The sequence below is a fragment of the Roseovarius mucosus DSM 17069 genome (genome assembly GCF_000768555.3).
Lineage (GTDB): Bacteria > Pseudomonadota > Alphaproteobacteria > Rhodobacterales > Rhodobacteraceae > Roseovarius > Roseovarius mucosus.
On the sequence record NZ_KN293980.1, the window covers coordinates 428,333 to 439,572 of the forward strand.

Consider the following 11,240-nt stretch of genomic DNA (forward strand, 5'->3'; position numbering starts at 1 on the left):
ACCCTGCAGGCTAGGGCCAAGGCCGGACCTTCCGGCAATCCGCAAAACCCAAAGGATTCCCGTATGAGCACCCCCCCGACCGAGCTGGAAAACAGTATTCAACTTGCGCTCGAGGCAGCAACCGCCGCCAATGACAGCGCCGAGGACGTGGCGCGCGTATCGACAGAGACATTGGCCGCCGCCGCACGGCTGGATAAATTCGCCAAGGGCATGAAACCGCTTTTGCTTGGTGTCGTCGCTGCAGCAGTTCTTTGTGTGGCATTGGCCGGGTTGGTTTACCTGCGCACCCTGTCGGATATGCGCACCGCAACAGCCACTCAGATCGAGGCGCTGACTGTATTTTCCAAATCCGTGGGCGATTTGCAGGCGCAGTTAGAGGCGTTGGGCGATATGTCCGAACGGGTCGCGGCGCTCGAAACGGCGCAAGCTGCCGGGATCGAGCGACTAGAAGCGGCGATGACTGCCGAGACCGCGCGGCTGGCCGAGGCCATGTCCGGCGCCGAGGACCCCGCCGCACCGCAAATGCTGCGCGGTTTGGTGGACCGGGTCGAGGCCAGCCATGCCGAGACGCGCGATGCCTTTGCCAAGGGGCTGTCGGACTTGCAACTCGCGATGACAAAGATGTTGGCAGAGCGGGCCGAGGTGCTTGCCAAGGCCGCACCACAAACTGCTGCGTCCGCACCCAAGCCGGTTGCCAAGGCACCGGCGCGAAAGAAGCCGCAGGCCCGCGCCGAGCCCAATCCTTTTGGTTTCCCCTAGGAGGGTGGGCGCATGAGCCCCGCTGATCCATCGACGCGCGCCACCGCGCTCGCGCTGACCTCGGTCAATCCACAGGGCAAATCGCTGGGCCTGCGGTCTGGCGACATCCTGCTCCGTGTGGACGGGCAGTTGGTTGACGGCAAGACCAAGGATATCCAGGCCCTGTTCAAGAATCAGCCTGAGCGTGCGCGCCTGATGTGGATCTACCGTGACGGGCAGGTGTGGCCGATACTGGGGCGCAGCGCCATTCTTGGGCGGTGGCGCGTAACGCCAAAGCCTGAGGGCATCACCGCTCTGCCCGAGCATCGCCCGGCGGACCGGTGGCAGAATTTTGAGGTTATGATCGGCCCGGATGAGAGCTATGATGCACAACCGCGGACGCCATCGACAATAGCGCTTTTACCGCCCCTTTACATGATCCAGATGCGGCTTTGGACGCCGCTGATCCTATGGGCGGCGTTGATGCTGGTCTCAATACCGTTAGGGTGGATTGCGGGTGCCGCGCTTCAGGTGCTTATCTGCGTTTATTTCTGGCGCGCTGCGCCGATGCTGGTGCGCGCGGATCGTACCGCGCGCGGCTTTCGCCTTTGGCGGGTTGTTGCCGCGAAGTCAGAGAGGGACTTGCACAGGCAGATGACCACGCTGGCACCGGATATGCGGTTCGTTCACGCACCGGTGCGGTCGCTGCCCGAGCGGGTCGTGGCGCGCTAACGCCTCGACCGCGCTTTACATGCCGTTCAGTTTGCCCTGACGCTTGCGCTGAAAGGACGAGGGGATATGCAGCATGTCGCGGTATTTCGCGACCGTGCGGCGGGCCAGGACCGGGCCATCGGCGCTGATCATCTGGGCGATGGCATCATCGCTCAGCGGATTGGCAGGGTCTTCCCCGGCGACCATCTTTTGAATGCGGTAACGGACGGCTGCGGCCGAGGCCCCGCCTTCGCCATCGGCATCCCCGGCCAGCGCGGTGCTAAAGAACCGCTTGAGGCCCATGGTGCCTTGCGGTGTAACCATCAGGATGCCGGTGGTCACGCGGCTTACGGTGCTTTCGTGCACGCCGATCGCCTGCGCCACATCGGCCAGCGTCATGGGCGCGATCTTGGCGGGGCCATGCTCGAGAAATGCCGCCTGACGGCGCGCGATTTCGGCACCCACGGCAAGGGCGGTCTGATTGCGATGCTCGACCGCGCGGCGCAGCCAACGGGCGACGCCAAGTCGCTCACCGACATACTCTCGGGCGCGCTTGTCCTGTGTTGCTACGGCGGCGCTCTCCTCGTCTACCAGCACGGCAGGCAGGGTCGAGCGGTTGAGTTCCACCTTCCAACCCGTTGCCCCACGGCTGACGATCAGATCGGGCTCACGTTCGGACAGATTGGCGATGTGGAAATCGGCGCCGGGCTTGGGATTGAGGCTGCGCAGTTGTTTCAGCGTGGCGCGCAGATCGTCCATGCTACAGGCGCAAACGCGGGCCAACCCGGTAAGATCGGCCGCCGCAAGACGCGGCAGATTGTTGAGAACCGCGCGAAAGAGAGGCGTCATCAACCCCTGATCCTCGGCTTGAAGGGCCAAACACTCCGCGAGAGTGCGTGCAAAGAGACCCGCAGGCTCGACGGCTTGCACCGCATGCAGCATGTGCTCTGCCTCGGTCATGTCGAGACCGCAGGCAAAGGCGATTTCTTCCAGAGGTTCGCCCAACCAGCCGTTTTCATCGAGCGCTTCGAGGAAGCGGTCGGCGATGAGACGGTCCTGAGGGGAATGAAACATCAGATCGAACTGAGCCGCGACATGGGCATAGAGCGAGAGCGGGTGATCGGCGATCCGGCCTGTGGCGTCGTCGGCATCCGTTCCCCTCCCGCCGACATGCGGCAGGCTGGGCAGGGCACGGTCAGAGCGGGCCACTTCGATAAACGGGTTCTCTTCGGCTTCCTGCTCAATATAGCGTTGCAGGTCAGTGTTGGACAGTTGCAACAAGGCAATCGCCTGTTGCATGTGGCCGGTCATCACAAGGCCCTGTGTTTGGGCAGCGCGCTGAGAAATTTGCAGGTTCATCGTTTTTTCTCCAATCTCGTGCTTAAATACCTATCTGGCCTGCCGTTAGACTGAAGACTCGGAATTCGACGTTAAGGGCCTTGTCGATCCGGTAACAATAAAATCCACTAAGTCGCTTTGATTAAATTGAAAAAACCCCAACGATACCGTTGGGGTTCTTTCGATACTGTCGAGATTTCGACGTTTACCGGAGCAGCGAGAGCATCCCCTGAGCCGACTGGTTGGCCTGAGCGAGCATTGCAGTGCTGGCCTGAGACAGAATCTGCGAGCGTGCCATCTCGGATGATTCCTTGGCAAAGTCGGCATCCATAACTCCCGAACGGGCGGCCTGAACGTTGACCGTGATGTTGGTCAGGTTCGAGATCGTGCTGTCGAGACGGTTGGACACGGCACCGAGGTCGGAACGTGCCTGGCTGACCTTTTGCAGGGCGACGTCGATCACCTTGAGCGCGTCGGCGGCCCCTTCGAGGGTCGTCAGGTCGATTTCAGCAACCGAGCTCAGTTCCGAGGTATTGGCTGCGGCCTCGAAGAACACGGTCCCAGCGGTGACGACATCGGTCCCGACAGAGAATTGCTTGGTCGAGCTCAGTTCCACTTGGCCGCTGACCGCGACGTCGTTGTCGGTGTCATCCAGCGTTGCGGTATGGGTGCCCGCGGTGGCACCAGAGGCCGTGCCGTCCGCATTCTGCGCCGTCACATCCATTGTCGAGGCGCCGGTGCCGGTGGTGAAATCCGTGATCAGGATGTCGGCGCCGGTGGCATCGGTCAGCTTGATGCTGGAATTGTCATCGCCCATGGTCGCGGTCACGCCGGTCCGGCCAGACTGGTTGTTGATCGCGGTTGCAATGCCGCGCAGATCGGATGTGTCAGAGATAGCCACCGTGCCGATGTTTACGCCGTTGACGTCAAAGGTGACGGTGTCAGCGGCCGAGAAGCCCGACAGCTCGAGGTTGGTTGTGGCCGAAGCGGTCACGCCGGTCGAGGCGCTAACGTCATTGATTGCGGAGGCCATTTCCTCGGCCGATTGGCCAGCGGTTGTGGTCAGCTCTGCGCTACCGGCAAAACCGGTGATGTTAATGGTCGTGGCGGCAGCAATGCCGGTGTCGGCGGTGCCTGCACCTGCGGCCAACGACACGTTCGAGGTCACGGTATGCGCGCCAATGTCGGTGGCAGCGGCGCTGTCCACGCTGATGTTGAGCACCTGGCCCGAGTCAGCGCCGATTTGGAACTGCTTGCCGGCGAAAGACCCGTCAAGGATGTTCATACCGTTAAAGGTGGTGTCCTTGGCGACACGGTTGATCTCGGTCACGAGCTGCTTGGCTTCGGCCCCGAGGTTCGAACGGTCAGAGGCGGTGTTGGTGTCGTTCGACGACTGGACGGCCAGTTCGCGCAGACGCTGGAGCATGTTGGAAACCTCGACATGCGCGCCTTCGGTCGTATCCAACAGGTTCTTGCCGTCGGTGGCGTTGCGGACGGCCTGGTTGAGGCCGGTGATCTGCGAGGTCATCTTTTCCGCGATGGCCATGCCGGCAGCGTCGTCCTTGGCGGCGTTGATGCGCAGACCCGAGGACAGGCGGCTCATGGCCGCGTTCATGTCGTCGTTGACGCGTGTCATGTTGGCCTGTGCCGTGATCGCGCTCATATTGGTATTGATCGTGGTCATTTTCAGTCTCCTGGGTTGACTTGCTACGTTGGGCAGCGCTTGGGTTGGATACGCTGTCCAGCGCTTGACAAGAGCAACGGCGGCGGCAGAAAATGTTTAGTGAGATTTCTCAAAATCGTTACAAGTACCTGTAAACAAAAGCATTAATACTTTTGCGTTCAGCCCTTGTCGGCTTGGTATGGTTCTTGCCCCTTCTCTCTCGAGACTTGGCAGAGTGCCAGTTGCCACGCTTTTCAGGGAGTCCCGTCAATGGATATTGCTTCGCTCATCGGCTTGATCGGTGCAGTGGGAATGGTGATCGGATCGATGCTGGCAGCGGGCGGTCTGGGGCCGTTCATTGACGTGGCTTCGATCCTGATCGTGTTCGGCGGGACGTTCTTTGCCGTCATGTACAAATGCACCATGCCGGTGTTCCTGCGTAGTTTTGGTGCAATGGGCAAGGCGTTCATGCCAAAGGCCCCAAGTCCTGAAGGCCTGATCACCAAGATGGTCGAGTTGTCGGACATCGCCCGTAAAAGCGGGTTGATGGCGCTGGAGAATCAGGAAGTGCCGGACAAGTTCTTTTCCAAGGGATTGCAGATGCTGGTGGACGGCGCGGACGAATCCAAGCTGGTCAAGCAACTCTCTGATGAGATCAAGGCTATGAAAGTACGCCACGGCGAGGTTCACGAGGCGTTGCGTGGCTGGATCGACATCGCCCCGGCTATGGGCATGATCGGCACGCTGATTGGTCTGGTGCAGATGCTGGGCAACATGGCCGACCCCAAGGCAATCGGCCCCGCGATGGCGGTGGCGCTGTTGACCACGCTCTATGGGGCCTTTGTCGCGAACGTAATTTTTGGCCCGGTCCTGTCCAAGCTAGAGGGGTATACTGCCAGCGAGGCCGCGTATCGGGATATGGTTTTGGCGGGGTTGCGCAATATCGCCAAGGGTGAATCCGGGCGCAACGTGCAAGAGCAGATGGTCGCTGTCCTGCCGCCCAAGCTGCAGACCAAGCTGCTCGCAGCCTAAGCAAGGTGCTCTGACTCATGGCGCGCAAACCCATTCCCCTGCCTGTGCCCATTGAGGCCCCCGAGGACGAGTGCCCGAAATGCCCACCCAAGGGCGCGCCCGCCTGGATGGCGACCTTTGCCGATATCGCCACGCTGTTGATGGCGTTTTTCGTGCTGATCCTGTCCTTTGCCGAATTCAACCAACCCAAGTTCAAGATGGTGGCAGGCTCGCTCAGCATGGCCTTTGGTGTGCAACGGCAGGTGCCGGTGATGGAGCAACCCAAGGGCACCACTATTCTTGATCTTTCCTTTAGCCCCTCACCCGAGATGTCCGTCACCGAGCAGATGACACAGGACACGACCGAGACCGAGCAACCCGAAATTCAGCGGCCCGTGACCGAAGAGGATGGCAAAGGTGCCGCCGAAGGCGAGGGCGCCGATGCGCCCGGCCAATCCGAAGCGCGCGAATTGGCTCAGGCCCTGCAGGAGGCGTTGCAAACTGGGCAGCTTAAGGTCGAAACCCGCGATGGCGAGGTGGTGATGAGCTTTGATGCGCCCGATGCCCAGAGCCTGCCGGCACAGTTGACCGAGGCGGCTGATGCCCTGCAGCAGGCCGCAGAAGCGACCGGGCAATCCACGTCCGACGTGATGATGCAGGGGCTCGCTGATAACATTCAGGAGATGGCCGAGGTTATGCAGGCCAAGGCCGAGGCTGAAACGCAGGCCGGACAATCCGCGCGCAACGCGGCGATCGCCGACGCGCAATTGCGCGTCGCCTTGCAACAGGAAATCGGCGAAGGGTTGGTATCGGTCGAGCAGCGCGAGGACAAAGTTGTGATCACCGTGGGCGAAGGTGGGGCGTTTCCCTCGGGCGGGGCGGACCTGACCGGCGAGGCGCGGGACGTGATGGCGCGACTGGCCTTTGCCGCGATGGGCGAGGCCAGCGAAATTGTCGTGACCGGACACACGGATTCGGTGCCGTTGGGGGCGGCATCGCCCTATCGCGACAATTGGGGCCTTGCGGCGGCGCGGGCCTCGTCGGTGGTGCGTGAGTTGTCCGGGTCAGGGTTGATCGAGCCTGAGCGCCTGACCGCGACCAGCCGGGGCGAGTCCATGCCGGTCGCCGAGAATGATACCGCATCGGGGCGGGCACAGAACCGCCGGATCGAGATCGAGATCACCTATTGACGGGCGGGGGCTAACAGCCCTGTGCCGCGTGCCGTTGTCAGGGGCAAAGAGGGCTTATCATGGAAAACGAGATTCTGGTCGCGCTCAATCGCGGCGGCACAGGGATCAATATCGCGGAACTGGCCGACTCACTGACACAGGCCGAGATCACCCCCCGGCGGGCGTTGATCACTGAGCGGATTGACCGGGCCGAATTGCGCCTGTCGGGTTATGACCGATTGCGTGGACAAGCCGAGCAGATGGGCGATGCGCTCGAACTGATGCGCGGCCTCTCCTCGCGTAGCTTGAGCAGCGATAACAGCGCCGTTTCCGTGACGGTCAGTGATCCTGGCGCGGTCGATCTGACAACGGCGCGCATTGGTGTCTCCGAGTTGGCGCAGTCACAAGTGCTGAGCTTCGTCGGCTTTGCCGAAGCGGATGCCGAGATTGGCGCAGGTGCGCTGACGGTGGACTTTGGCGCTTGGTCCGAAGATGTTCCGCCGGTGTTCAGCGCCGGGGCGCGCACGGCGCAGACCATCACCTTTCAACCCGGTAGCAGCCTTGCCGACATGGCCGAGGCGCTCAGCAGCATCGAGGGGCTGTCGGCGCGTGTGATCGACTTGGGCGATGGCACCTATTCGCTGGGTGTCATATCAGAGACCGGATCGCAGAATGCGCTGCGACTCAGCGTGGCGGCTGATGCCGATCCGCGCATGGCGCAGTTCGACATCAGTGCTGATCCCGGCACCGTGCAGGTGCAGGGCGCGCAGGACGCCAAACTCAGCCTGAACGGTATTGCCGTGACCCGGTCCAGCAACCAGATCGACGATCTCTTGCCCGGCGTGACGCTCAATATCACGGGGCAGACCCTGAGCGATGCCACCCTCTCGGGTCGTGCCAATGTCGAGGGCGCGCTGGAGGTCATGCAGAGCTTTGTCGATATCATCAATGCCACCCAGACCCTTGTGAAGTCACTGACAGCACGCGGTTTCGGCGAAGGCGGCGTGGCGGGCGATCTGGCGGGCGACAGTCTGGCCGATGGTGTGTTGCGTGGCATGCAATCCGTGCTCTCGCGCGGGTTTGGCGTGCAGGGCGTGCATCTGTCGGACATCGGAATTCGCACCGAACGCGACGGGAGCCTCGCCCTTGACGCGGATCGCTTTTCCGCAGCCCTGAGCGCCAATCCTGGGCTGCTCGATCCGCTGATCCGTGACGATCTGGTGGGCAAGGATGTGCAGATCGCTGGAACTCCGGGCACCGCTGCCACGGCGGGGCGCTTTGCGCTGACGCGCGATGCCGCGACAGGTGAGGCCACGCTCGGCGGTGTTGGATTGATCGGTTCGGCACAGGAGAATGGCGATTGGACCTACCGCGTGCCCTCGGGGCCGATGCGTGGTCTGACGCTGACCGTCGCGGCCGGAACTGAGCAGGCAGAGATCAATTTTCAACCCAGCATGGTCAGCAGCCTGCAATCCTTTTTGTCAGGTGTCTTGGCGGACGGCAATGCGCTGGCGCAGCGTGAGGATGCACTGGGGGCTTCGATCGCCACCGAGACCACCGCGCTCGAGGCGCTGGACGGGCGATCCGAAGAGGTGCGCACGCGCTATCTGAGCCAGTTCACCCAGATGGAAATGATCGTGACGCAGCTCAATTCGACCGGCGATTATCTGACCAACCTCGTGGATGGGTGGAATGCGGATCGGTGATCCGCAAAACTGCGCACCGGGATGCGGGACGGCACCACAGAAAGGCAAGCGGCATGGCTGAGTGGCATGTGGTCTATCAGGTCTATGGCGGCGCGTCTTCTGCGACGTGCCCTACCTACGTACGTGAGGCGGTTCTGCGCGATGATCTCGGAGAGTTGCGCGAAGGTGCGCTATCGGTGGATGGTTTCCTGCTCGAGGTGGGAACGCGCGTGACGCTGCGCGACGCACCATGCATCGTGCTCGGATCCGGCCATATCCAGCCGGGCATGCCCCTGCTCGATGTCATCGAGCCTGAGGGCGAGGCCCATGATCTGCTCCTGTTGCGGCAGGAAGATACCGGCGAGACCTATTATGTTTACCCCCGAGGAGCGCCCTATGCGCCGAACATGGTGGCGCTGATCGTCGATCTGGCCCCTATTGGTTATCGCTGCGATGCAGGCGGCCCACTGGGTCTGGCCGCGGGCACCGAAATCCTGACCCCGACGGGCGCGCGAAAGGTGCAGACACTGGACGTGGGCGATCGGGTGCTGGATGCCTCTGGCGCAGAGCGGGTGGTGATCTGGGCTGGCGTGACTGAGGTCGATCTTGATCTGCTCACCTCCAATTCCGTGGCCCCCGTCCGCTTTGAAGTGGGTGCGCTGGGTGCGGGGCATCCCATGCGGCCGCTCAAGCTGTCGCCGTTGCATCATCTGCCCTTGCCGGTCCCGGAGCCGGATACCGATGGGGCGCTTTGTCTTGGTCCTGCACTGGGTTTTGTGGGCTTGCCAGGGGTGCGCGTCGCGCATCCGGCTGGGCGGATTGCCTACCATCACCTGTTGCTGGATCGGCACGCGCTGATCCTTGCCAATGGCACGGCAATCGAGAGCCTCTATCCCTGTCCAGAGATTATCGCGCGGCTGTCCCCGGAGCGACGAGTCGAGGTTCATGCCGCTCTGGCAGCGGCCGGCTATGCTGGACAGGTTTATCCTGCGCTGGCTGAAACCTTGGGCGTCTGGCAAACCCGGCGGGCGCTTGCGCTCTGGCCCGAGGCCGCGCCCGAGACAGAAATCGCCTTGGCAAGCTGACGCGCGCGTGCCTTGGCGGATCACTCCGCCGCGTCGTGATGAAGCCTTGCCTGCATCAGGTCGCGCAACTGTCCGATGGCCGCCTTCTTGATCTGCGACACGCGCCCGGTCGTGACATCGAGGATGGCCGCGATCTCGTAGACGTTGAGCTCTTCGACATAGTAGAGTTGCAGCACCAGCGCCGAGCGTTCGGGCAGGTCTTCCAGCGCGCTTTGCAGCAGCGCCTTGAGCTGGATATGTTCAACCTCATCCTCGGGGGTAGTGCCATGGTCGCTGAAAAGGAGCGAGTGGTCGGTATAAACCTCGTCGAGCGACTGAAGCTGATTGGTCTGAAAGCGATTTTCCCAATCTTGGAATTCTTCGGTCGTGAGGTCGAGCGATTTGGCCAGCTCCGGCACCTCGGGTTCGCGCCCCAGCTGTTGCGACAGCTTGCGGCGGGTGGCCTCGATTTTCTGGCGCATGGTGATAGAGTTGCGGCAGAGGTTCGAATTACGCCGCAGATGGTCGATGATCGAACCGCGAATGCGGATGGCTGCATAAGCCGCAAAGCTGACCCCGTCACAGACCGAATAGCGCTGTGAGGCGTCGATCAGCCCGAGGTAGCCCGCCTGCAACAGATCGTCGATCTCGATAAAACGGCCAACGCGACCATGAAAGTGCCAGGCGAGCCGTTGCACCAGTGGCATGTGCTGTTCGACCAGACGGGCCGGGTTGGGCTGTTGTTCGGCATAGGCTTGGGGGGCGATCATGACCGGGACTCCGCATCGGGGCCGTGGTGGCGAAAGAGCGTGGGCTGTGACGTGTCGGTTTGGTCATCGACGGTCGCGGCTTCGGTCGCGGTGTCGTCCTCGATGACGCGCAACCCGTCGACCAGCCGGTCGTTGGACGCACACCAGAGCGGCACGAGACCCACAGACCGCAAGGCCGCCACATCTGTGGTGGCGTCCGGCATGTCCTCGCAGCCCGAAAGGATCGCGGATATGGTCCGTCCTGCCCAACGGAGCTGAAGAGCGGCGATGCGCTCGGGGCGCAGACCACCGGGCACGACCAGCGCGGCGCGGACCTCTGGCAGGCTCAGAGCGGTCTCGGCCAATGTCGCGCCGTCGTTGCCCCGCCCCGAAATCACGACGATCTGGACCGTGCCTGTCTGGGGCGCGGCGAGGGTGTCGGGTGTGTCAAACAGGGTTGTCATACCCAGCAGATGCGATTTCTGTGCCAAGACGGCGCCGTCACCATGAGAACCGGTGCCACAAAAGCAGAATTCTACAGTGAGGCCTGGTGTGCGGGTGAGACGCATCAGGGCCAGTTGCAAGGCGATCTGCGATTTGCCCGCACCGACCGGCCCGACAAGGACAATCCGTGAGGTTGAGAGGAGACGGTCGCGCAGGATGACAGGATCAGGCAGGCTCGGTGCCGGTGTTTCAGGCTCTGGCTGGGGCGTCTGGATGTCCGGAGCTTGGCCTTCGGTCGTCTCGGGGACAGGGGCTGTGGTCGGGGCGGTTGCCTTGGCCTCGCCAAGAATTCGATCAAAGGGTTTCGGGGCCTGGGCATTCAGAAAGCTGGGCAAGCGCGACGCAGACGCCGTCAACACGGGGGCAGGCGGCATGATCGGGTCAATCGGATCATTAACCACCACGTCAACGCGCTGAGACGAGGGCACCGCCCGCAGACGCGGCGCGGGATGCGCGATGCTTTCTGGGGCATCATCGCTGGCGACGATCACCACCTGCCCGTCGATCAGATCATTGGACAAGATCAGGGCGTCCGGCCCGAGGCGGCGTTGCACCTGTTCCAGCGCGGTTACGCTGTCGAGGGCGCGAAAGGTCATCGTGCTCATCGG

General features: G+C 62.4%; 10 protein-coding genes. 6 read left to right on the forward strand and 4 right to left on the reverse strand.

Features of this window, described 5'->3' with window-relative positions; genetic code table 11:
- Positions 1-63 precede the first annotated feature (63 nt).
- Positions 64-759, forward strand: coding sequence for a hypothetical protein (locus ROSMUC_RS13250; protein WP_037273814.1), 696 nt, complete (start codon positions 64-66; stop codon positions 757-759).
- A gap of 12 nt (positions 760-771) precedes the next feature.
- Positions 772-1,470, forward strand: coding sequence for a PDZ domain-containing protein (locus ROSMUC_RS13255; protein ID WP_037273817.1), 699 nt, complete (start codon positions 772-774; stop codon positions 1,468-1,470).
- A gap of 15 nt (positions 1,471-1,485) precedes the next feature.
- On the opposite strand, the gene rpoN is transcribed toward ROSMUC_RS13255, so the two are convergent.
- Entirely contained in the window at positions 1,486-2,808 is a 1,323-nt protein-coding gene (gene rpoN, locus ROSMUC_RS13260) for an RNA polymerase factor sigma-54 (protein ID WP_037273820.1), read from the reverse strand.
- A 184-nt stretch (positions 2,809-2,992) separates the two neighbouring features.
- Positions 2,993-4,471: a flagellin N-terminal helical domain-containing protein gene (locus ROSMUC_RS13265; protein WP_037273823.1), complete on the reverse strand. Its 1,479-nt coding sequence runs from the start codon at positions 4,469-4,471 to the stop codon at positions 2,993-2,995.
- A 249-nt stretch (positions 4,472-4,720) separates the two neighbouring features.
- Here ROSMUC_RS13265 and ROSMUC_RS13270 point away from each other — a divergent pair, with 249 nt between their 5' ends.
- The 4 genes from ROSMUC_RS13270 to ROSMUC_RS13285 are packed head-to-tail and all read left to right on the forward strand — an operon-like array spanning position 4,721 to position 9,400.
- Positions 4,721-5,482, forward strand: a complete 762-nt coding sequence (locus tag ROSMUC_RS13270; protein ID WP_037273825.1) for a motility protein A — start codon at positions 4,721-4,723, stop codon at positions 5,480-5,482.
- Between the two features lie 17 nt (positions 5,483-5,499).
- A complete protein-coding gene (locus ROSMUC_RS13275; protein WP_037273828.1) occupies positions 5,500-6,651 on the forward strand; it encodes a flagellar motor protein MotB in 1,152 nt (383 codons plus the stop codon).
- A 59-nt stretch (positions 6,652-6,710) separates the two neighbouring features.
- Complete coding sequence (fliD, locus tag ROSMUC_RS13280; RefSeq protein ID WP_037273830.1) at positions 6,711-8,336, forward strand: flagellar filament capping protein FliD; 1,626 nt, start codon at positions 6,711-6,713, stop codon at positions 8,334-8,336.
- Between the two features lie 53 nt (positions 8,337-8,389).
- A complete protein-coding gene (locus ROSMUC_RS13285) occupies positions 8,390-9,400 on the forward strand; it encodes a Hint domain-containing protein (RefSeq protein ID WP_052115351.1) in 1,011 nt (336 codons plus the stop codon).
- 20 nt (positions 9,401-9,420) lie between these two features.
- Here the strand turns inward: ROSMUC_RS13285 and ROSMUC_RS13290 are convergent, their stop codons facing one another.
- Together ROSMUC_RS13290 and ROSMUC_RS13295 are read right to left on the reverse strand one after the other, a co-directional pair.
- Positions 9,421-10,149 (reverse strand): sigma-70 family RNA polymerase sigma factor, encoded by a 729-nt coding sequence (locus ROSMUC_RS13290; RefSeq protein ID WP_037273833.1) that lies wholly within the window; start codon positions 10,147-10,149, stop codon positions 9,421-9,423.
- Positions 10,146-11,237 carry a flagellar biosynthesis protein FlhF gene (locus tag ROSMUC_RS13295; RefSeq protein WP_037273835.1) on the reverse strand — a complete coding sequence of 364 codons (1,092 nt, stop codon included), beginning with the start codon at positions 11,235-11,237 and terminating at the stop codon, positions 10,146-10,148. The genes ROSMUC_RS13290 and ROSMUC_RS13295 overlap by 4 nt, the downstream gene beginning before the upstream one ends.
- Positions 11,238-11,240: the final 3 nt, after the last annotated feature.